The 21,837-nt window shown below is 70.6% G+C and carries 20 protein-coding genes; 13 read left to right on the forward strand and 7 right to left on the reverse strand.

Annotated elements, in window-relative coordinates; all coding sequences use genetic code 11:
- Positions 1-347: 347 nt before the first annotated feature.
- Entirely contained in the window at positions 348-2,954 is a 2,607-nt protein-coding gene (locus ABD879_RS05820; protein WP_345018144.1) for a hypothetical protein, read from the forward strand.
- Positions 2,955-2,958: 4 nt separating this feature from the next.
- The gene (locus ABD879_RS05825; protein ID WP_345018146.1) at positions 2,959-3,864 is read left to right on the forward strand and encodes a phosphotransferase; all 906 of its coding nucleotides are present in this window, start codon (positions 2,959-2,961) and stop codon (positions 3,862-3,864) included.
- A 10-nt stretch (positions 3,865-3,874) separates the two neighbouring features.
- On the opposite strand, the gene ABD879_RS05830 is transcribed toward ABD879_RS05825, so the two are convergent.
- The 3 genes from ABD879_RS05830 to ABD879_RS05840 all read right to left on the reverse strand — a co-directional run bounded on the left by ABD879_RS05830 (position 3,875) and on the right by ABD879_RS05840 (position 6,266).
- Complete coding sequence (locus tag ABD879_RS05830; RefSeq protein WP_345018148.1) at positions 3,875-4,165, reverse strand: pilin; 291 nt, start codon at positions 4,163-4,165, stop codon at positions 3,875-3,877.
- Positions 4,166-4,459: 294 nt separating this feature from the next.
- Complete coding sequence (locus ABD879_RS05835; protein WP_345018150.1) at positions 4,460-5,278, reverse strand: RNA polymerase sigma factor; 819 nt, start codon at positions 5,276-5,278, stop codon at positions 4,460-4,462.
- Positions 5,279-5,624: 346 nt separating this feature from the next.
- Positions 5,625-6,266 (reverse strand): ASCH domain-containing protein, encoded by a 642-nt coding sequence (locus tag ABD879_RS05840; protein WP_345018152.1) that lies wholly within the window; start codon positions 6,264-6,266, stop codon positions 5,625-5,627.
- Between ABD879_RS05840 and ABD879_RS05845 the strand changes: the two genes are divergently transcribed.
- The 7 genes from ABD879_RS05845 to ABD879_RS05875 all read left to right on the forward strand — a co-directional run bounded on the left by ABD879_RS05845 (position 6,244) and on the right by ABD879_RS05875 (position 15,439).
- On the forward strand, positions 6,244-7,467 hold the full coding sequence (locus tag ABD879_RS05845; RefSeq protein ID WP_486303741.1) for a TrbL/VirB6 family protein: 1,224 nt from the start codon (positions 6,244-6,246) through the stop codon (positions 7,465-7,467). The two genes, ABD879_RS05840 and ABD879_RS05845, sit on opposite strands and share 23 nt — an antisense overlap.
- Positions 7,464-8,444 carry a PrgI family protein gene (locus ABD879_RS05850; protein ID WP_345018156.1) on the forward strand — a complete coding sequence of 327 codons (981 nt, stop codon included), beginning with the start codon at positions 7,464-7,466 and terminating at the stop codon, positions 8,442-8,444. Before ABD879_RS05845 ends, ABD879_RS05850 begins: the two co-directional genes overlap by 4 nt.
- A 143-nt stretch (positions 8,445-8,587) precedes the next feature.
- Entirely contained in the window at positions 8,588-10,243 is a 1,656-nt protein-coding gene (locus ABD879_RS05855) for a VirB4 family type IV secretion system protein (protein ID WP_345018158.1), read from the forward strand.
- 353 nt (positions 10,244-10,596) lie between these two features.
- The gene (locus ABD879_RS05860) at positions 10,597-12,987 is read left to right on the forward strand and encodes a type IV secretory system conjugative DNA transfer family protein (protein ID WP_345018160.1); all 2,391 of its coding nucleotides are present in this window, start codon (positions 10,597-10,599) and stop codon (positions 12,985-12,987) included.
- Positions 12,984-13,907, forward strand: coding sequence for a replication-relaxation family protein (locus ABD879_RS05865; RefSeq protein WP_345018162.1), 924 nt, complete (start codon positions 12,984-12,986; stop codon positions 13,905-13,907). Before ABD879_RS05860 ends, ABD879_RS05865 begins: the two co-directional genes overlap by 4 nt.
- Positions 13,907-14,887, forward strand: a complete 981-nt coding sequence (locus ABD879_RS05870) for a C40 family peptidase (protein WP_345018164.1) — start codon at positions 13,907-13,909, stop codon at positions 14,885-14,887. Before ABD879_RS05865 ends, ABD879_RS05870 begins: the two co-directional genes overlap by 1 nt.
- Positions 14,888-14,953: 66 nt before the next feature.
- The gene (locus ABD879_RS05875) at positions 14,954-15,439 is read left to right on the forward strand and encodes a hypothetical protein (protein ID WP_345018166.1); all 486 of its coding nucleotides are present in this window, start codon (positions 14,954-14,956) and stop codon (positions 15,437-15,439) included.
- 234 nt (positions 15,440-15,673) lie between these two features.
- On the opposite strand, the gene ABD879_RS05880 is transcribed toward ABD879_RS05875, so the two are convergent.
- The 4 genes from ABD879_RS05880 to ABD879_RS05895 all read right to left on the reverse strand — a co-directional run bounded on the left by ABD879_RS05880 (position 15,674) and on the right by ABD879_RS05895 (position 19,651).
- A complete protein-coding gene (locus tag ABD879_RS05880) occupies positions 15,674-16,705 on the reverse strand; it encodes a hypothetical protein (protein WP_345018168.1) in 1,032 nt (343 codons plus the stop codon).
- 811 nt (positions 16,706-17,516) lie between these two features.
- A complete protein-coding gene (locus ABD879_RS05885; RefSeq protein WP_345018170.1) occupies positions 17,517-18,008 on the reverse strand; it encodes an ATP-binding protein in 492 nt (163 codons plus the stop codon).
- Between the two features lie 693 nt (positions 18,009-18,701).
- Complete coding sequence (locus ABD879_RS05890; protein WP_345018172.1) at positions 18,702-18,893, reverse strand: DUF397 domain-containing protein; 192 nt, start codon at positions 18,891-18,893, stop codon at positions 18,702-18,704.
- Complete coding sequence (locus tag ABD879_RS05895) at positions 18,893-19,651, reverse strand: helix-turn-helix domain-containing protein (protein ID WP_345018174.1); 759 nt, start codon at positions 19,649-19,651, stop codon at positions 18,893-18,895. Before ABD879_RS05895 ends, ABD879_RS05890 begins: the two co-directional genes overlap by 1 nt.
- Before the next feature lie 168 nt (positions 19,652-19,819).
- Between ABD879_RS05895 and ABD879_RS05900 the strand changes: the two genes are divergently transcribed.
- From ABD879_RS05900 to ABD879_RS05915, 4 genes are all read left to right on the forward strand, one after another.
- The gene (locus ABD879_RS05900) at positions 19,820-20,383 is read left to right on the forward strand and encodes an ATP-binding protein (RefSeq protein WP_345018176.1); all 564 of its coding nucleotides are present in this window, start codon (positions 19,820-19,822) and stop codon (positions 20,381-20,383) included.
- Entirely contained in the window at positions 20,373-20,624 is a 252-nt protein-coding gene (locus ABD879_RS05905; RefSeq protein ID WP_345018178.1) for a hypothetical protein, read from the forward strand. Before ABD879_RS05900 ends, ABD879_RS05905 begins: the two co-directional genes overlap by 11 nt.
- On the forward strand, positions 20,621-20,770 hold the full coding sequence (locus ABD879_RS05910) for a hypothetical protein (RefSeq protein ID WP_345018180.1): 150 nt from the start codon (positions 20,621-20,623) through the stop codon (positions 20,768-20,770). Before ABD879_RS05905 ends, ABD879_RS05910 begins: the two co-directional genes overlap by 4 nt.
- An 879-nt stretch (positions 20,771-21,649) precedes the next feature.
- A complete protein-coding gene (locus ABD879_RS05915) occupies positions 21,650-21,787 on the forward strand; it encodes a hypothetical protein (RefSeq protein WP_345018182.1) in 138 nt (45 codons plus the stop codon).
- Positions 21,788-21,837: the final 50 nt, after the last annotated feature.

A 21,837-nucleotide genomic window follows, 5' to 3' on the forward strand; every position in this document is an offset into this window, starting at 1 on the left:
AGACCAGCGGCCGTAGCAGACCTACGGTCTTGTTCACACCACCAGGTCGAACGACCCCCGGCTCCGCGGCATCGGCTCTGGACGAGCACCCACACGAATCGACTCTTTTCAGTTACGAGAGTCCAATAATCCGGGTCAAGCCTCCCGCCGCCAACAGGGTGTTTCGGCCCTTACAAAATGAGCGCTTGCGGGAAAGTCGGTTAGCCTGCGCTGGAACGCCGTTCATGTCGCGTCCGTCAGATGAGTTACTCGCTGGATGGTCTGGGCCTCCGCGAGGGTGAGCTTCTGGAGGGGGTCGTTTGTCTCGCCCGGATCTGCGCGCGATGTTCCGTACCAACAGCCGTGACGTGCAGGCGACCGATGTCTTCGCCAACCGGAACGAGGAGTGGGCGGCTGTCCTGCGCAGCCTTGCCACCGTGGTCGAGTTCCGCCGAGGTCCCACGTTCGACCCCGAGGACATGCAACGTCCCCGCCGCAACGTCCTGGTGTTCTACGGGGTCGGGGGAATCGGCAAGTCCACCCTGTCCCGGCAGATCGCCGAGCGGCTCGCCGATCCGCAGGCCGGCCCACAGCGCTGGGCCCCGGTCGATCCCGGCCTGGGCCGGATCCTGCCCGTGCGGGTGGACCTGTCCCGGCAGGCGGGTGTGAGCTTCGAGACGGTCATGCTGGCGGTCCGCCTGGCCGTGGTGGAGCTCGGCCGTCCGATGCCCGCCTTCGATCTGGCGTTCCTGCGGTACTGGGAACACCGGCATCCCGGCGAGCCGCTGGAGGAGTATCTACGCCGCCACACCTTCCTCAACCGGCTGTCCCGCGACGGCAGGCTGAACGGCCAGATGGAATCGGCGCTGGCCGATCTGACGCAGGCGATCGAGGTGCCCGGCACGCTCGGCTCGCTGGCCGGGCAAGGGCTGCGTGCGACGATCCGCGCCCTGCGTGAACGGCGCCGGAGCGCGAGGGCGCTGGCGGGCTGCCGACGCCTTCCGGACCTCCTCGAGGCAGAGCCCGACCATGAGACGCTGTCGTACTACGCTCACCTGCTCGCATGGGATCTGGCCCAGTTGCCGGAGGACAAGACCGCGACGCCGGTCATCCTCCTGGACACGTTCGAGGACGTCGGTGACCGGGTGCACCGCGATTACGAGCGCCTGATCCAGCGGATGGCATGGCTGATGCCGGGCGCGCTGTTCGTGATCACCGGGCGCAACCGGCTGCAGTGGGACGACGCCCGGATGGAAGGTCAGCTCGACTGGGCAGGGCCGCAGGCGTGGCCCCAGCTCACTCCGGGGGCCCAAGCCGACCCCCGGCAGTACCGCGTCGGTTACCTGTCGCCATCCGACAGCGAGGACTATCTGCGGAGGCGCCTCATCCTCGGCAACCGTCCGCTGATGGACGAGGCGGTCCGCGACACGCTCATCAGGCATTCCCGGGGCCTGCCGCTGTACCTCGACATGGCCGTGATGCGCTTCCTGGACCTGCACGAACGGACCGGGCAGGCTCCGGACATGAGCGAGTTCGACCACGAGTTCCCGGCCCTGGTGGCCCGTGTCTTCCGCGATCTGACGGCCGACGAGCGCAATGTGCTGCGAGCGGTCAGCCTGCTGGACTCCTTCTCCATCGAGCTGGCCACCGCCGCCGCGGGCCTGGATCGTGACGCCGCCGCCCTTCAGCTCGCCGACCGGCCGTTCGTGGACGTCGCCCACGGTGCTCCATGGCCGTACCACCTGCACGACCTGGTGCGCACGGCGGTGCGCGACACCGATACCACCAGCGACGACCGATGGAGCGCCGGGGACTGGCGACGCGCAGCGCAGCGCGCCTTCGACGCCCTCGGGCAGGAGTTCGCCCGGCACGGGGATGAGCCGAGCCGGCGGATCCTGCTCGGCTGCCTGCGCCAGGGTCTGCGGCTGGCCCGCGACCATGATCTGGAGCTGGGCTGGCTGGCCGACGCCGCGTTCGCCTACGTCCGCGACTTCGTGTGGGAACCGGTCGAGGTCGGCCCCGGCGCCGAACCGGACGGCCCGGCCGCCGCGCTCGCCGAGACACTGGCCGCGATCGCGCAGCGGCAACGCCAGCACCGCAGCCGCACCGCCGAACGGCTCCGCACCGTCCTCGACGCCGGGCTGCTACCGCCGGAGCTGTGGGAGCTGCCCGCCTACTTCCTCGCCGAATGCCAGCGGGACCTGGGGAATCTGGCCGAGTCGATGGACGGCATGCGCCAGGTCGCCGACCAGGGCGGCCGCCTGGCACCCGACGCCAACCGCGGCCTGCTGCATCTGGCCCGCAGACGCGGCCATTTCCCCGACGCCCTTGCCACCGCCGAGCGGCTCGGCACCGACGGCAAGAGAGAACGCGCCATCGGGGAGACCCTGTGGACCCAAGGAGAGATCCCTCTGGCCTGCGCGGCGTTCGCTCGGGGACGTGACCTGGCGCTGGAACGCGGGCAGCGCGGTGAGGCCGCACTGTGCCAGGCATACCTGGCGTTCGCCGCCGCCTTCCAGGACCGGGCCCGCGCCCTTGAACAGATCGCCCAGGCCGACCACATGCTCAACGGCACCACCGCACGCTTCGCCGAACTCCAGGTCGCCAACGCCCGTCTGCTGTCCGACTGCGGATACGCCTCCGACCTGCCCGAACACGCCGCACGGGTAGTGGAGTCGGCCGAGCGCAACGGCCTGTCCTCCTGCGTCGCCTACGCACGGTTCGCACTCTGCTTCCATGCTTCGATCAACGGCGCCACCGACCTGCTGCACCACGCCCGAGCCCAGTTGCGCGAGTCCGTCAACGGCGAGGAGTTCGCCTACCTGCTGGAGATCAGTTACCTCATGAACGGCGAGGCCCCACCCGACGGCCTGCCGCGCGCCCGCTGGATCGACGGCCTGGAGACGACGCGTGCCCGGTGGGTCGGGCTCGTCGCCGAACGACGCGCGGAACTCAGTTCCTTCCCGGGAGAATGATCTCGTGGCGACCTACTCGACCGTGGACGACATCGACGGCCATCACATCTGCAAGCAGTACGGCCTGGACCTGCTCAGCCTCGAACCGTTGGACGGCGGGGCCGCCAACTCCAGCTTCAAGGCCACCACCGGCCAGGGCCCGTTCGTCCTGACGGTCCTGGACAATCACGACGCCGCCAGCGCCCACCGGCTCGCCGTGCACACCGACGCGATGTTCCGTCTCGGCATGCCCACGGCCGAAGTCGTCCGTAACCTCACCGGCCAAATGGTCACGGCGGTCGGTGACCGGCTCGTCATGCTCAAACGCTGGATCCCCGGCCAGGTCCTCGACAGGCTGCCCGACGATCTGCTACCCACCGCGGGCGAGCTGCTGGCGGAGCTGCACAGGCTGCCGTCCTGGGCCTGGCCAAGGACGACGGCCGTCTCTCGCCGCATGGCCATGCAGGCCAGATCACCGAACCCGCACCCGGAGTCCTGTTTCTCCGTTGACTCCTTGGGCGGGGAGTCGACCTGCACCCACGTGCCCGGTTCGATCTCGCACATGACCTTCGGCTGCGGCGAGCCGGGCGCGGGCACCGTCCTGCGTCCTTCCGGGCACTTCGACGGAGCGGGCGACGCCGATGGTGGGGGCGTCGCGGACGGTGAGGGCGACGGAAAACGCAGCCCCACCTCCACCCACCTGCCGGGCGCCACCTCGCACATCAGCGTGGGCAGCTCCCCCGGCCGCGGAGAGGCGACCTTCGTCCTGCCCGAGCAGGCCGGCGAGGCGGCAGGAGACGGAGACGGGTCCGCCGGCGAGAACGCCCCGGCCGGACGAGTCCCGAGCCCCACGGTGAACACCGCCCCGATCAACGCGACGGCCACAACAACGACCACCCGCCGACACCAGGGCTTGAGCAGCCTGCGGTGACGAGCGCTGCTCATGCCACGCCCACGATCCGCTGAAGGATCTTCACCAGCAGCGGCGCCAGCACCGCGACGCCGTACCCGATCGCCGCATACCGCAGCGTCCTCTTGGCCGCCTCGACCTCACCGGGGTCACCGCCGGCCAGGATGTAACGGACTCCGCCGATCGTGGCGAACAGCGTCGCCAGGCCGACCAGCAGCCCGACGATCACATCCCGCAGATTGGTGATGACCTCCTGCAGCGAGGCCACCTCGGCCAGACGCGTTCCCGCCTCGGCGATGCCGGGCACCGCGAGCGCGCTCACGGCGACTCCGGCCGACCACAGACAGACAGCGCCGACCAACCGGGCTCGGCCGACGGAACGCCGACGGCCGGGTGGACACGGGGATGATGGATGGGTGGGCATGGCATGGCCTCCCGAGGCATTGCGAAGGTCCTTGGCTTCGGGTGCCAGGCGAGGCGGAACGAGGGCGACCCGGACTCTGGGTGTCCTCCTCGAAGGAACTCAGATGGATGGTGGATGCGGTGGGGACCGGATGAACCGTCCGTCCGAGCCGCCGCCCGTCCGTGCCTCGCCTGACAGACATGAAGCACCGCGTCACAGGCCCGGATCGGAAATCCAGTCGCCGGTCACTGCCCACACTCGACCGTCCCGGAGCGCCGCACCCAGCCGCGCCTCGGCAGCCCGCCGCCGCTTGTAGAGCCGATCGGCCGGAACACCCCGTTCCCGCGCGAAGTCCTGCACGGACATCCCGTCCAGCCGGGTCGCGATGATCAGGGAGGCGGCGGCCGGACTGATGATCTCCTGCCGTACCGCCTCGACCACCACGCCCACGGCATCGGCATCGCACCCGGCTGGACCGGCCGGCATCTCCTCCGGATCACAGGGCACGTGACGGGCTTCGCGTCCACGGGCCCGGAATGCTCCCTTACGCGCCCACAGCAGCAGCCGGGCCGCGATACGCGGACGGCCGGTGTCGATCCGCGCCAGCTGCGCGACGAACTCCGTCAACAGCTCCGACACGATGTCATCGGCCAGCCGCGCGGGACTGGTCCGGATCACCCGGCCGGCGATGTTCTTCAGCCCCGGCAGTGCCACCCCCACACACCCGACCACCCAGGCCGGATCACCCGTGCGCGCCAGCCGGACCAGCTCGGCCCAGGCGGCGTCCTTGAGCGCGTCGGACGCGGCACGGTCCAGCAGCCGCGTCCTCAGCTCCCCGAGATCGATGGCCCGTGCGGGCAGCCCATGCCCGACCTTGCGGCCGTCGATCGCCGGCGGGCAAGGCCCCGCGATCAGCAGATGAAACGTCCTGTCGGCGATGGCCAGCGCGTTGCCGGCCCGCTCACCGGCGCACCCGGTGTCGAGAACATCGGCGACGTGAGTTCCCCGGTCACCGGTCTGGCGGTTGGTCATGGCAGCCCCCGGAAGGTCGTGGCGAATCGATGCCGCCAGGTATCCGCCATGGCCTGGGCAACTCATGAGCACGGACGTAGGCGGTCGGTGCGCCTACGTCCGTGCCGAAAATCTGCTCACAATGGCTTTGACCTGCGAGAACCCGATGAGCAGCCTCCTGAAGGATGCGGACGGGTAAAGCCGGGGCGACTGCCGAGATCGGCCGTGACCTCGCCGGACGCGAGAGCCGAATCCCCAGGTAAAGAATCCTGCCGAGAGACGCGATCACCGCATGGCCGTTGTGAGCACCTGGTCCCGCTCCCGCCAGAGCGCCCACCGAAGCCCGGTCAGGGTGGACCTGGAGGCGTTACAGGTACGGCCACCACAGGGGTACTTCCCGCTCGACCAGCCGTATCGTCTCGTGGGTGGGGCGCCAGAGGCCGGGACGTCCACGAGCGGCCACAGAACGGGGCAGGGGCTGGACGTCGGCGAGTTCCCAGTGCCAGCGGCTCGCCGGGGGAATCGGCGCGCATTGGCCGTCATCGGGATGGCAGCCGACCAGTTCGGCCACGGCGACGATGAAGCCGAAGTGCCGTATGTCCGGACGCGGCAACGGGACGCCGGTGAGTTCGGCCCCTCGACCGGCATGGATGAGCAGGGTGCCGCGATACCGGGTCCGATGGTGGCGGCCCAGGACACTCGTCCGCCCTTCGGCCACGTGACCGGCCCAGGGCTCGCGCAGGGTGACCGCCCGCAGCGCCGCCTCCCGCGCCCGCCGTTCCCGGGCGGACAGCCGTACCGGCTCTGCCGGGATCCCCTCAACGGGCCGCAGGAGTTCCGGCGCGTCCTCCCGCACCCAGGCGCGCAGCCGCTTCGCCGGATCGATGGCCAGCTTCGAGGCCACCGACTCGATGGCGAACTCCGGCCCATAACGTGAGCGGTCCCGGGCGACCATCCAGACCGCACGCGCACGCAGCGCCCGCATCGTGGACGGGTCAGGACCGGGCACGTCCCGATCATGCCCGCTTCTCCGACAACCTCATCGTGCGCCCCGACCGGCGGCTCGCCATCATCGACTGGGAGACGATCTCTCTCGACAGTCCCCTGCTCGACCTTGGCATGACCTGACCTTCATCGGATACGGGATCGCGTTCGCCAACGGCCTGGCACAGGCGTTCCTGGCCGCCGGTCCAGGCAAGATCGACGCCGGGGTGGTCGCCGACACCCTCGGTGCCGGCATCGTCGTCAACGCCGTCACCGGTGGGGTCTTCCTGCCGATGGTGGCGCTGGCCGTGATCGTGCTCGCGTTGATCGTCGCGTTCATCCACATCGTTCGCCTGGCGATCACGATGGTGCTCATCGCGGCGGCCCCATTGGCGCTGATGTTCCACGCCCTGCCGATGACCGATGGGCTGGCCCGGCTGTGGTGGCGCGGTATCACCGGGGTGCTGGCCATCCAGGTCTGCCAGTCGCTCGTCCTGGTCACCGCGTTCCAGTTGCTGTTCAGTGAGGTCACCGACAGCAGCGGCTCGATCGTCGGTGCGCCGTCCAAGACCGACCTGACGGACCTGCTGGTGGCGCTCGCCCTGCTGTGGGTGTTGATCCGGATTCCCGCATGGGTGGCCCGTACCGTCTGGCAGCCCGCCCAGCCGCGCCTCCTCGGCCAGATGTTGAAGACCTTCGTCCTTTACCGCGGCATCGGCGCGGTCGTGAACAGGACCGGAAAGGCCGCGCAGGCAGCCGCCAGCGCCAAGCCCCATCCGAGCCGGCACCAGCCCCCACCGAACAGGCCGACGCCTCGCCCCACACGCCGCAGGCGACAGCGGCCCACGCCACGTCCCGGGACCGCCTACCGGCAGCCTCCGCCGCCGACACCGCCTGAACCGCCAGAGCCGCGCAGGCAGCCGCAGACCGCTCCACCGGGATGGAACGCCGACGGTGACACGGGATCAGGTGGGCGGGCGGTGCAGCTCGCGCTGCCGATCCCGGTACGGCCCAAGCCCGGCACGGCCCGGCGGCCGGTGCGACTGGCCTTGCCGATCCCGGCCACCCGGGTACCGCGCCCACCGGCCCCACCACCTGCCGGCGAGGCAAGGCCCCGGGCTCGTTCGCGGCAGCTCATGTTGCCCGGTATGCCCCGGCGGCCGGTGCCGCCCCGCCAGCTCGCCCTACGGCTCGAACTGCCCAAGCGGAACGGGAGGAATGCGTGAACCGAGACGACGAGGCGTTGACCGCCAAGATCCCCGCCGATGTCGAACAGCCCGACAAGATCCTGTACGGGCTGACCGCGCGGCAGGTCGCCATCCTGGCCGTCACCGGGCTGCTGGCCTCGTGGGGCTACATGGCCATGGCGGACAGGCTCCCGTTCACGGTGGTCGCCACCGTTCTGCTTCCGGTCATCGGGGGTGGGGCGGTGCTGGCTCTGGCGCGTCATGACGGCATGGGCCTGGATCGGTTCGTGCTCGCCGCGCTGGTCCATCTGCGCTCGCGCAAGGCGAGGGTCGAGGCGCCGGAGGGAGTGCAGGCGCCGCCCGCCTGGTGCCGGATGCGTGGGCGGTTGCCCGCCCCGCTTCGTCTGCCGGTGCGGGCGGTGCGCGAGGACGGGGTCATGGAGCTGGCCGACGGCGGTACGGCCGCCGTGGTGCGGGCGGGAACGGTGGCGTTCGGGCTGCGGACGGCCGCCGAGCAGGCCGCGCTGGTCGCGGCGTTCGGGCGGTGGCTGAACTCGCTGGAGGCGCCCGTGCAGATCCTCGTGCGGGCCCGGCCGGTGGATCTGTCCGCGCTGGTCGCCCAGCTGATCGAAGCCGCCCCGCGCCTGCCCGACCCGGCGCTGGAGCAGGCCGCCCGTGACCATGCGGCCTATCTGGCCGACCTGGACGCCTCGCGCGAACTGCTCACCCGTGAGGTTCTGATCGTCCTGCGGGACACGGCGCGCGAGCAGCAGAACATCACGCTCCCATGGACCAAGAGCAAGGCGCGGCGGGTGCTGCGGGACGCCGGGGCGGCCGTGGTCGCGCGCCGTGCCGAGGAGGCCGTTCGTTCGCTGGCCGTCCTCGGCGTCACCGCCGAGGTGCTGGACGCCGCCGCGTGCACGGCGGTGCTGGCCGAGTCGCTGTCCCCGGCGGACGCCCGCCTTCCCGAAGCCGCCGGTCCCGGTGAGCTGATCAGCGCTGCGGAGGGTCTGTAATGAGATTTCCGTTCGCCCACCGCCCCGAGAGCAACCGGTCCGCGGATAGGGGCGAGCAGGTTACGGACACGTTCGGGCCCTCGGCGTTGCGGGTCGGCGCGAAGTCCCTGGAGTTGCCCGGTGGGGTGTGTGCCTCCTTCGCCGTGGCCGGCTATCCGCGAGAAGTCGGCGCGGGCTGGCTCGAACCTCTGCTCACCTATCCCGGCCGTCTGGACGTGTCCCTGCACGTCGAGCCGATCCCGCCTTTGATCGCGGCACAGAGGCTGCGTCGCCAGCTGGCCCGGTTGGAGTCCTCGTCCCGCTCCAACGCCGATCACGGCCGCATGGCCGACTTCACGGCCGAGGCCGCCGCCGATGACGCCGCGAACCTGGCGGCATCGCTGGCGCGAGGGCATGGCCGCCTGTTCCGGATGGGCCTGTATCTGACCGTCCACGCCGCCGACGCCGAGGAACTGGAGGCGGAGGTGCAGCGGGTGCGGGCGCTGGCCGCGTCGCTGCTGCTGAACGCTCAGCCCACGACCTTCCGCGCCCTGCAGGGGTGGGTGGCGACGCTGCCCTTGGCCACCGATGCCGTGCGGCTGCGGCGTGCGTTCGACACCGGCGCGCTGGCCGCCTCGTTCCCGTTCACCTCACCCGACCTGGAACCGCGCCTCGGGCAGACGCCCGTCCTGTACGGGCTGAACGCCTACTCGTCTGGGGCGGTGTGGTGGGACCGGTTCGCCCAGGACAACCACAACTCCGTGACCATCGCCCGTTCCGGGGCCGGCAAGTCCTACTTCACCAAGCTGGAGGTGCTGCGGCTGCTGTTCCACCAGGTCGAGGTGGCCGTGGTGGATCCCGAGGACGAGTACCGGCGCCTGGCGTCCGCGGTCGGCGGCACGCACATCGGCCTCGGTGCGCCCGGGGTGTGCTTCAACCCGTTCGATCTGCCGGAGGGGCAGGACGAGGACACCTTCATCCGGCGGGCGCTGTTCATCCAGACGCTCGTGGCCGCGATGCTCGGCGGACCGCTCGCCCCCGCCCACCGTGCCGCCTTGGATCGCGCCGTGGTCGCCGCCTACGCCGCACGCGGGATCAACTCCGACCGCCGCACCTGGGGACGTCCCGCCCCGCTGCTGGCCGATCTGGCCGCCCAGCTCGACCGTGACGGCAGCGCCGAGGCTGCGGACCTGTCCGCGCGGCTGGCCCCGTACGTGACCGGCTCCTACCGGGGGCTGTTCGCCGGTCCGACCACGACCCGGCCGGACGGGCACCTGATCGTGTTCTCGCTGCGGGACCTGCCCGAGGAGACCCGGCCGGTCGGGATGCTGCTGGCCCTGGACGCGATCTGGCGGCGCGTCGCCAACACGGGGGACCGGCGCAGACGGCTGGTCGTGGTGGACGAGGCATGGACGCTCATGCACGAAAGCGAGGGCGCAAGGTTCCTGTACCGGCTGGCCAAGTCGGCCCGTAAGCACTGGGCGGGGCTGGCCGTGGTCACCCAGGACGCCGCCGATCTGCTCGCCTCGGACCTGGGCCGCGCCGTGATCGCCAACTCGGCGACACAGCTCCTGCTCAGGCAGTCTCCGCAGGTCATCGACGAAATAGGCACGGCGTTCGACCTCACCGGCGGAGAGAAGGCGTTCCTGCTGGCCGCCGGCCGGGGCGAGGCGCTGCTGTGCGGCGGGTCCGGCGGCGACCGGGCCGCCTTCTACGCGGTGGCCGGCCCGCAGGAGCACGACCTCGCCACCACCGACCCGGCCGAACTCATCGAGCTGGACGCCGCCCGCGGTCACGCCGAGGAGGTGGATCCGCTGTGAACCTGCCGCCAACCGTCGGCCGCTGGGTGCCTCTCTTCCAAGACCCGAGACGGCTTGTCCCTCCGGCCGTACGGCCTCGCTCCCACCGCCCCGGCGGATCTCGTACGGCTGCCCACCGTGCACAGCAACGGCCGCAAGGTGGGTCCGCTGCGGCTCTGCCCATGGCCGCAGATGGCTGGACGGGCCTCTTCGGGGACTCGGAACGGCTCGTCGCGTCGGCCACGCGACCTCGTCACCACAGGCTCGGCCAATTCCGCTGGGCCGGTCGGCGCTCACGGCCGTGCCGAGGAGGCGTGCTCGCCGCGAGCCCGTCGGCAGCCGTGCTGCCGGTCACCGGCGGTGGGGTCGGTCTCTTGGAGGATCCGGAACGGCTCGTCGCGTCGGTCGCCGAATACGGCCCGCCGCTCGCCGTGCTCTCCCTCGCCGGAGCGGTGCTGTTCACTTGTGTGCGGTCGCTGCTGTGGCGGTGGCGTAACCGCCGCTTCTCGGTGGGCGCGCACCTGGTGGAGGTGGCGGTGCCGCCGCATGTCGAGGAGGGCAGCGCCGCGGCCTGGTGGACTCACCTGGTCGGCCTCACCGCCCCCGCCTGGAAACGCGCCGTCTACGGCCAGCCGCACATCAGCTGGGAGTACGTCGCCGACGCCACGGGTCTTCGCATCCGGATCTGGGTCCCCGGCACGATCCCACCCGGCCTGGTGGAGAAGATGATCCGGTCGGCATGGCCGGGTGCGACCATCACCGCCCGCCCTGTGTCGGCTCCGGTCCCGTTCGCCGCGTCCTCGGCCGGGGGACGCCTCGTCCTGGCCCGCCCCGACCACTACCCGCTGACGCACCAGCACGACGCGGACCCTTTGCGGGCCCTGCTCGGTGCCGTCTCCGGGCTGCGCAGTGGCGAGTACGCCGCCGTCCAGGTGCTGGCTCGTCCGGCCACAGGTCGCCGCCTGCGCCATGCCCACCGGGCCGCCTCGGCGCTGCGCGGGGGCCGCTCGGCCGCCCCTCAAGGCAAGGTCTTCGACCTGGTCACCCCCGGTGGATCCGGGCACGCCCGCCCAGGCGAGCTGGCGCGGACGTTCCCCGAACGCGCCGAGCAGGTCCGCGCGATCCTCGGCAAGGCCGCACAACCGCGGTTCGAGGTGCAGATCCGCTACGCGGTGGCGACCAGCCACCGCACCGGCGAGGCCGCTCGAGGGTGGCTGCGCGGCCAGGCCCACGAGGTGGCCTCCACGTTCGCGCTCTACTCCTCAGGCCACCAGTACCTACGCCGCAAGCGCCTGCGCGCCCCAGCCGCCCGGTTGGCATCCCGCCGCCTGGGCCGGGGCTATCTGCTGTCGGCGCCTGAACTGGCGGCGGTCGCGCACCTTCCCTATGACCTGGGCGCACCGGGTGTCACCCGTGCGGGTGCCCGGCCGGTCGCCCCGTCCCCGGCGGTGTCGGCGTGCACGGTGGGGCCGGTGCGGGTGCTGGGCGATGCGGACGCCGGTTATCCCCGGCCGGTCGCGCTGACCGTCACCGGTGCTCGCCAGCACCTGCATGTGCTCGGGCAGACCGGCGTCGGCAAGTCCACCTTCCTGGCCAACCTGATCCTGGCCGACGCGCACGCCGGGCGAGGCGCGCTGGTCATCGACCCCAAGGGCGACCTCATCGCCGATGTCCTGCAACGGCTTCCGGAGCGGGCGGTCGGCCGGACGGTCGTGTTCGACCCGTCCGAAGAAGGCCCGCCGCCCTGCATCAACGTCCTGGCCGGCGCCGATCCGGCGTTCGCGGTGGACTCGATCGTCACCATCTTCCGCCGCTGCTTCTCCTCGGCCTGGGGACCGCGGCTGGACGACCTGATGCGCTCGGCGTGCCTGACCTTGGTACGAGCCCACGGGCCGAGGGCCACTCTCGCCGAGGTCCCGAGGCTGCTCACCGACAGCCCCTATCGGGCCCGGGTCGTGGCCAAACTCGGTGACGAACTGTTGCGCGGCTTCTGGGCCTCCTACGACGAGCTGTCACCCGCCGCGCGATCGGCGGTCATCAGTCCCGTGATGAACAAGCTGCGGGCGGTCCTGCTGCGCCCGTTCGTCCGCGACGCCCTGTCCGGCAGCGCCTCGACCGTCGACCTCGGCCACATGCTCGACCACGGCGGACTGGTCCTGGCCCGTCTCCCCAAGGGCGTGCTCGGCGAGGACGCCGCCCGCCTGTTCGGATCGCTGCTGCTCGCCCACACCTGGCAGGCCATCACCCCGCGCGCCAAGGTCCCCGAGGACAGCCGGCCGGATGCCGCCGCCTACGTGGACGAGGCCCACAACTTCCTCAACCTGCCCGGCTCCATCAGCGACGTCCTCGCCGAGGCCCGCGCCTACCGGTTCAGCCTCGTCATCGCCCACCAGCACCTGTCCCAACTGCCCAAAGACCCCCGCGAGGCGGTGTCGGCCGACGCCCGCAACAAGATCTACTTCACCGCCTCGCCCGAGGACGCCACCGACCTCGCCCGGCACGTCACACCGCTGCTCACCCCGCACGACCTGTCCCACCTCGGCGCCTACCAGGCCGCCGGACGGCTCGTCACCGAGGGCGGGCTGTCGTCGGCCTTCACCTTCCGCACCCGCCCGCTGCCCGACCCCGTCCCCGGACGCGAAGAGGCCGTACGCACCGCATCCCGCGAGAAGTACGCGGCCCACGAGCAGCAGCGCCCCCGCATTCAGCAGCCGTTGCCCCTGACCGATCCACGCACCACCACACCACGGAGGCAAGCCCGATGACCCGACCCAGCAAGGCCGCCAACCGCACGCGCAGGCTCCACGGCCACCGGCCGAGGATCACGCCGGAGCTGATCGCCGACCTCGCGCACCAGCTCACCGAACGAGACCGGACCATCCTCGAACTGGTCTGGGAACACCGCGTCCTCACCACCGACCAGATCACCGCCATCTTCTTCCCCGGCCCGGTCAGAGCCCGCCAACGGCTACGGCAACTCCGCGCACTCCTCGCCCTGGTGCGGTTCCAACCATGGACGCCGGTGGGCTCGGCCCCGCAGCACTGGGTACTCGGCCCGGCGGGCGCGCACGTCCTGGCCGCACAACGCGGGATCGGCCTCCGCGACCTCGGATACCGCCAGGACAACGCCATGGCGATCTCGCTGTCACCCAGACTCGGTCACCAGGTCGGCGTGAACGACTTCTTCGCCCGCCTGCACGCCTGCGCCCGGCACCGAGCGGACGGCACCGTTCTCGCCGAGTGGTGGCCGGAACGCCGATGCGCCTCCCTGTGGGGCGACCTCGCCCGCCCCGACGCCTTCGGACGATGGGTCGAATCGCAGGAGGCCGGGCCGCCGGCGGCCGTGGACTTCTTCCTGGAGCACGACACCGGCAGCGAACCCCTCTCCCGCGTGGCCGCCAAGCTCGCCGGATACGCCGCGCTCGCCGAGTCCACCGGAATCACCACCCCCGTGCTGTTCTGGCTGCCCAGCGCAGCGCGGGAGGCCAACCTCCGCAAGGTCCTCGGCACCCCGGACGTGCCGGTGGCCACCGCCGTCCACACGCCCCGGACGGCCGCTGACGGCCCGGCCGGACCGGTGTGGCTACCGGTCGGAACGACCGGCCCACGGCGCCGGTTGGCGGCGCTGGCGGACGCATGGGGCCCGCATGACCGGCGACGCGGGACCGGCCCCGGGACGGCTTGATGTTGCCGGCCATCGGTGTTCCGGTGGTCGCCGTGTTCGTCGTCCTGGCCGTCTTCGTCGGGGCCCTCGGCGCGATCCTTCCCGGTGGCGGTGACGCCTCCTGCCAGACGGCACCCGGCCGGACGGCCCAAGCCGAGATCCCACCTGCCTACCTGGCGCTCTATCTGAAGGCCGGAGCCCAGTACGGCATCCCCTGGAACGTCCTGGCCGCGATCGGTGACGCCGAGTCCGACCACGGCCGGGGCACCGAGCCCGGCATCACCTCCGGCACCAACCACGCCGGAGCGGCCGGTCCCATGCAGTTCCTGCGAGGCACCTGGGCGGCGTTCGGGGTCGACGGCAACGGCGACGGACGCAAGGACATCTACGACCCCGCCGACGCGATCCCGGCCGCCGCCAGGTACCTCAAGCACAACGGCGCACCCGCCCACCTCGAACGCGCGCTCTACCGCTACAACCATGCCGACTGGTACGTGAAGAAGGTCCTGCGACGGGCCGCCGAGTACGGCGAAGGCGGCGGCCCTCCGTCCTGCTCGGACGTACCGATCGCCGCGACCGGACGCGCGGCCGTCGCGGTCAAGGCCGCCCTCCGCTGGATCGGCACCCCCTACTCGTGGGGCGGCGGCGGATTCAACGGCCCTACCCGAGGCATCGCACAGGGCGCGGGCATCGTGGGCTTCGACTGCTCCGGCCTCACCCGCTACGCCTGGCACCAGGCCGGGGTCACCATTCCCCGCCTTTCCCAAGACCAATGGAAGGCCCTGCCGCACATCCCGGCCAGCCAGGAACAACCAGGCGACCTCGTGTTCTTCCGAGGCTCCGGCGGGACCTCCAGCAGCCCCGGCCACGTCGGCCTGGTGATCGGCGGCGGCCGGATGGTCGAGGCCCCACGCACCGGCCTCAAAGTCCGGATCAGCAGCATCCGCAACCGATCCGACCTCGTCGGCTACGCCCGCCCCGCACTCCCACAACCTCGATGAGGCCCCTACGTCACCCGTAACAACGACCGAACACCGGGTCGAAGGCGTTCATCGAACGCTCCGATCTTGAAACTCTCCGGCGCCTACAATGCCCGGGTGTTCGGATCGCCCAGATACGTCGCCATGGGCTGTGCGCTGATGTGTCTGGCCGTTGGTCTTGGCCCCGCGCAGGCCGAGCCTGCCGCGCCGACGTGGCATGACCTGTTCCCCGGACTTCCCGGGAATCCCGCAGCGCATGCGGAGGGGCCCGCCATCACCGATGGACGCCACAGCCTGGCCCGGTTGCGTCCAGGGGTGTACATGACCATGAGCGACCGGCCCGACCGCTGCCGCTACCGTGCCGAACTCACCCGCGAGTTCCAGGAAGCCGTAACACGTGGAATGGTGTTGCGCGCAGAGGCATCCACGCCCCCGGTACGGGGCCCGCAATACCTCATCGTCAACGACGATGCAGAGGAGACTCTGGCGGCCTTCATCTTCTCGGGTGGATGCCAGTGGAAGAGGGTCGGCAGCCCGCAGGACGCACAACGGTGGTTCAAGCTGAGCCGATAGGCCGCCCATCGGCACCGACCGAGAGCAGGACCTTGCCGACCTTTGCGCAAGCGGCGAGCCGACTCTCATGCCCAAGCCCGCCGACCGTTGAAGGCCCGATGGCCAAATGCGCCACCCCACCCGCCGTCCACCCGTAGCGGGTGCCCTACGGGGCGTCTGACGTGCTGTGACGGCCCCGAAGCGATTGGGGGCGGGACCGTGCCGGTCCCGCCCCCAATCGGGCTGTCAGGCGTCCTATGACGCGTTGCCGTCACCGGCCGCCGGGGTGGTGGGGGCGGTGTTGGTGGTGGGGGCGGTGTAGCGGGCGGGGCGTTCGCCGGTCAGCACGGCCTCGCCGTTCTTGGCCAGGGTCTCCAGGGCGTTGGCGACCGCCCCGGGCGACCGGCCGAGGACTTTGGCGATCTCGCCGGGGGTGAACTCCTTGCCGGGGTGGGCGCGCAGGTGCGCGGTCACCTCGGGCCGCAGCGGCCGGGGCGCGGCCCGGTCCGCCCGCACCGCCCCCACCCCGGTGCCGGTGCCCTTGGTACCGGTGCGGACCGGGCCGACCCTGGACGCCCTCCGCACGTTGTTGGTCTCGGTGTAGATGCGCTCCAGCCCGGCCACGGTGGCCACCTCGTCGCCCGCCACCACGGCCGCATAGGCGGTGGTGACGGCCGCCAGCAGGTCGGCCAGCGCGCGGCGGGTGTCCTCGGCCGTGCGGGCCCTGGCCAGGTCCGCCAGCACCTTCGCGCGGCGGGCCTCTTCCTCGGCCATGGCCTTTTGCAGGTCGGCCTCGGCCGCCGCCCGCCGGTCGGCCTCCTGCTGCATGATCCGCATCGCCTCCTGAATCGCCTCCGCCGTCACCGCCGAGGTCATCGCCGGGGTCTGTGGCGCGGTGGTCTCGGTCTTGCCGGTGGCCGGTTCCGTGGCCGGTGTGGTGGCCGGTGTGGTGGCCGTGTCGGCGGACGTGTCCGGGGCGGGTGCCCAGGTGTCCGGCAGCGCCCGCCCGTTGTCGGCGCGCCCGCCCGGCGTGCACACCACCCGCCCCGATGCGGCCAGCGCCGTCAGTTCCGCCTTGGCGGCCGCACGGGTGACCCCGGCCGCGTTCGCGATCACGGGGATGGTCGCGCCGGGGTGGGCCGTCACCGCCTCCCACACCGCCCCCGCCGGACCGTCCGGACGTGCGGCGGCCTGCGGGCCGGTGGCCGTAGCCGGGGCGGCGGCGATGCCAGCGGCCGGGGCGGCGACGGTGGCGATGGTGGCGGTGGTGTTCTTCTTCGCGGCCATTTCATGACTCCTTTTCCGATGGTCGCGGCGGCGGGAATTTCCGCCGCCGCATTTTTGTTGCCGTGACACCACGATTTCTCGACCGGCCGCCACTCTCAAGCCCGCCCGCGTGTTTTCCGCATGGCCGGAACGGCTGGAGAGGCTTACCTCTCCCATCCGCAGGCCATCCGGGTTTTGTGAATTCGCTACGCCGGAATCCTTGACTTCCCGAACATCGATGAACCGGCGGGATCCGGGAACTGGTGGGATCCGGGCCGTCGGGATCTCGGCGCCCGTGCGGTCTTCCTCCGGCGAGGGCGCGCCCGATGGCCGCCCGGTGGCCGTGACGGCACCCGCCGGCCTGCCCATCGCCGCACGCCCTTCGGGGGCCTGCTCGGACGGGCCGGCCGGGCGGAAACCCTGAAGGCCCCGAGCACGTGAGACAGCCCCTGGCCTTTCCCGCCCGCGTGATGCATTCGATGTTGTCGCCTGTGAGGGCGATTCGGGGCCACGAACGAAAGGCCCAAGCGTCCCCCGACCTGCACGAACAACCCAGGCCAGGGGCACCGCTCATAAAGGAAAGGGCCAGCGACACCCCGAACGACAGCCCGTACGGACGCCCGGCGACCACCCGAGCCCTCAGGCACCCACGCCCGTGCCCCCATCACGCCCTCCTGCGATACGGCCCAGGCGGGTGGACCATCCCCCTGAAAAAGACGAAGGCCCTACCCGCCACCCCGGAGAGGGTTCGCGGGCAGGGCCCAGCCGTCAGGCTCGCCTATCGTGACCTGGCAGGGACCAGCCCGCCGTGACCGGGCTGGTCCCTCCCGGCTTAGGAGGCCAGCACGGCCTGCAAGTCGGGGCGGATACCGGTCTCGGCGCACAGGTCCAGATCGGCCCACACCGTGTGCCCACCATCACTGCTGCCATGAATCCCCAGCGCCGCGGCGAGCCGGGAGACCGCCCGCAGCCCCCGCCCGTGCTCGGCCACCGACTGGTCCGGCGACTCCGGCAGCACGACCGGGATGCCGCCGCCGCCCTGGTCGGTCACCCCGACATAGGCGACGTCCTCGAGCACCACCTCCAGCCCGAACCACCCCCCATGGTGACCGGAGTGCGTGTGCCGGACGGCGTTGGAGGCCAGCTCGGCGACGATGAACCCGGCCTCCTCCTCATAACCGGTGCCCGCGAACAGCGACACCGCGAACCGCCGCGCCACCGCCACCTGATCGGCCCGCCCCGGATACGTCCGCCGCCACCGCAACGGCTCCGGCGACCGCAACCACTCGACCGCCGACCGATACCCCAGCCTGCAATTGCCCATCGTTGATTCCCCCATTCGCTGATGCCACCCGCCACCGGCGAACACCGGCGATGACCATCACGAGCGGCCCGGCCACCATCAGGGAACACCTCATGGTCGCAGGTCAAGTCGTCCGCTGATCACTCGCAGAAACTCGCTGAGACGTGGGCTCTCTCGAAATAAAGAGAAGGCCGCGCGGTAAAGGATCCACGCGGCCTTCTCTTCCGTCCGGCTGAATGTAGCTCGCTCCGCAGTCTAGATTGCGGGGAACACCGGACAGAGACGGCTCAAAGCCTACTGTCCTTCACCCCACCAGACGAATCCTCTACGTTGGAGGGATCAAGAGCGCAAGGTATGGGCGGGATCGGATGTTTGTACGTGCCGACCATCATGCAGGTACACGCAGGCCCTCCAATGCTGCCTGCACGCGTTGCCAGACACATGGCCGGAGCCGTTCGGTCTCCTCGATGTGGCCGAACTGACGTATGCACCAGGCGGCTTCGACGGCCAGTGAACCGGCACTGAAGGAGCCGGCCCCAGGGCGATGGCCCCTCGGCGGAGGATCGTTCAAGCGTCCTCTCGGCTTGCAGCAGCGCTCCCGTGTAGCCGACAGAGCGGGACTCGGCGATGTCACGTCAACACCGGGTGTCTTCGCCAGGCAATGAAGAAGGCCCCTCTGGGTAGTAGAGGGGCCTTCCTTGGTTCGGCTTCGCTTCAGGCGTTGAGCTCGCCTTGCTTGATGCGGCGTACCAGTGCGTCGAACACCTTGGGCGAGATGGTCAGGTTGTCGGCGTCGGGGTTCTTGCTGTCGCGGACACCGATGGCCTCGGGGAGGGAGGCCACCTCGACGCACTCACCGCCCTGGTTTGTGCTGTGGCTGCTCTTGCGCCAAGTGGGGCAGCTCATCACATGGTCTCCATGATTCGGGTGATCAACTCCCGGGACGAGTTCTCAGGCAGAGCGTGTTGCCCGATCCGGTCGTACCGTAGCCCGAATGATCTCACTTGAGATGCAGATGAGACGAGTCGTCCCCCGCCGGGAGCTTCCACGTACGCCACATCCGTGGTTTCCAGGGTCAAGAGCATGAACGGGCCGTCGAGCCCGGGGTGGTGACCGGCGGCCTTCGGGACCACCCGCACTCCGATGTTCGGCCGCTCGGACAGTTCGAGGATGCGGGCGAGTTGCGCCTTCATCACCGCGGGTCCACCGCAGGGCAGTTCCAGCAGCGACTCGGCCAGCAGGACCAGCAACGTCGGCGGGTCCTCCCGCTCCAGGATCGCCTGCCGAGCCATACGTTCCTCGACGGCGGCGTCCACGTCCTTCACGCCGCCAGCCCTCAGACCGGCCCTGGCGTAGTCCGGCGTCTGGAGCAGTCCTGGCACCAGGTTGCTCTGCCAGGTTTTGATCAGGCAGGCCTGCGCCTCCTGCTCCTTGTACTGCTGCAGCCAGTTGGGGTCGTGTCCGATTCGGGCGTAATGGAGCAGGATCGAGAACAGCCGACCGGTGTTCCAGGCCCTGTCCAAGGCTTCGCACTCGGCCTCGCCCAGCCGGTACTCGCCGGACTCGAAGCGCGAAACCGTGCTCTTGGACCGCCGCACGATCTTGCCCACCGTCTCGCCGGTGGCGTTGTGCTGCGTCCGCAGAAAACGCAGGTAGTAGGCCATGAAGTCTACATCGAGGACCGCGGATCCGGCGATGGTCTGGTCACGGGGATGCTCCTTTGAATCCCAGAAAGTTGTGGGGGTTGGGGGGAACCGCGACAAGCGTAGGGGCCGACGGGCAGCCTTGTGGCTCAGAGCACACAAATGGCCACTCACCGTTTGGGGACGATCATGCTGCCTGAGAAAACCCCCTGGCCAGCGGCTGCCGAACAACCCCCAGGACCTCGGCCGTCCCTGAACGATGTCATCGGGGCGGCCCACAACCTCCGCACCTTCACGTACCCCAACAGCACCGGCTCGGGGAACCTGCTGTCGGAGCGACTCATCGGTTCCCGGTTCGCCGCGTGGGAGGTGCCCGTCAGCGACCAAGCCCCAGGCCAGGTACGCCGCTGGGCCGCCGACCTCCTCACCCGGTGGGAAGCCGTCGACCTGATCGAGGACGCGACGACCGTCCTCACCGAGCTGGTCACCAACGCCTGCCAGGCGAAAGCGACCAGAATGGCGGTACTGATCGAACCGGACGCAGGCCCGGACATCATCGAGGTCTGCGTGTGGGACAACGCCCCCGGCATCCCCCAAAGACGCGAGCCCGACTTCTACGCCGAGCGGGGACGGGGACTGTTCCTGGTCGACGCCCTCACCACCCGGTGGGGCCATCACCCCCTGACACTCGACCCCGGCCACCCGGGCAAGGTGGTCTGGGCACACCTGGCCGGGAGCGGCGATGGAGCCTGACCAGATCGCCGCCGCCCTGGAACACCCCCACCCCGGCTGGCTGGTCGTCCCCGGCCACTACAGCCACCAGTTCACCGCCATCCCCGGACCGGCCTACCCCTACCTCGACAGCGGCATGATCATCGCCACCGACCCGGCCGAACTGGAACGCCGCATGACACTGGTCGAAACAGCCAGTAGAAACACCACCGGCCAGGCCGGGACCGTCCGTGTCACGCCCCCGCCGCCACTGGCCCCATGATCTCGGACGACCTGCTGGAGATCGCCGTATATATCGGCCTCGGACACGTCATCACGCTGGCGTTCGGTCTGCTGTGTGGCTTCGCCCTCGGCCTCGACCGAGCCGCAGACCTGGTCAGATGCTGCTGCGAGAACCCCCACTCGTAGACCTCTGTTCATGCAGCAGGGGCCGGAGCCCCTGAGATGCGGTGTGCCCCGTACACGGTGGCCAGTCGGCTATGCAGTGGCCACGCGTTCGTGGTGCTGGAGATGGGCGGAGCCGGAGTTGCGACAGCGCCGGCCCCGACGGACTTGTCCTGCAAGGCGTATTGGTGCGGCGTAGGCACGCTCCCCGCTACGGCGCGATGACCCGGACTGCCGGTCACAGATGAGGAAGGAAACGCGACAAATGAACGATCTGGCGCGAGTACTACGTCAGTACGGCGCCCAAGCCGTTCGCGCCGGATGCGGACTGCTGGTCTCGCTGGACCAAGAGGCGGACACAGCGCGGGCTCATGTCACGGTCGTAGGCGGATGGACACGCGGCCAGCCGTTGTATGCGCGGGGCCGAGAGCGGTCCCGACGCTGCCAGGCAACGAATGTCGACGTGACAGCACTGCGCCTCATCGCCTACCTGCGGAGGTGGCCGCTCGGACATGAGCCCCCGGCGCGACCGGCTCGGCTGCGGAACCCGAGCAGGACAGGATGGCGACGGCGGCAGGGCGCCCAGCTCGACGTCAGGGTGGGCGGTCGTTGGTGACGGCGGATGTGCCGAAGTTGAATCGCCCAGGCTCCGTCGATGCCGAGGCCGGTGAGCGCATGCGGGTGAGAGAGCAGGACCCTGCGGTGACGGCCTTCGTGTCGCGGCTGAGGGAGTTCTATGGCCAGTGCGGGGCTCCGTCGTACCGGTCCCTGGTGAAGACGTCCCAACGGTTGGCGGAGCTGTATCCGGACTTCTTCGCAGACCGCACCCTGATGCCCTTGTCGGTCGCCGCGATCTCCGAAGTCACACGCGGCCGTCGTGCGGGGCCGCCCAGAGCAGCGTGGGTGGTGACGTTCGTGCTGGCCTGCCAGCGCAGGGCTTACGAGGACGGCGTCCTGGACTCCGACCCCGGCACCGAGACCGTGCCCGAGTGGATGGCCCAGTGGCACAAGGCGTGGGCCGCCGCCCAGACATCGGGCTAGGGCCTGTCCGGTCGATCTTGATGTTTGGCTGAGGACGATCTTGGGACTGT

Source organism: Actinomadura keratinilytica (genome assembly GCF_039539665.1).
Classification (GTDB): domain Bacteria; phylum Actinomycetota; class Actinomycetes; order Streptosporangiales; family Streptosporangiaceae; genus Spirillospora; species Spirillospora keratinilytica.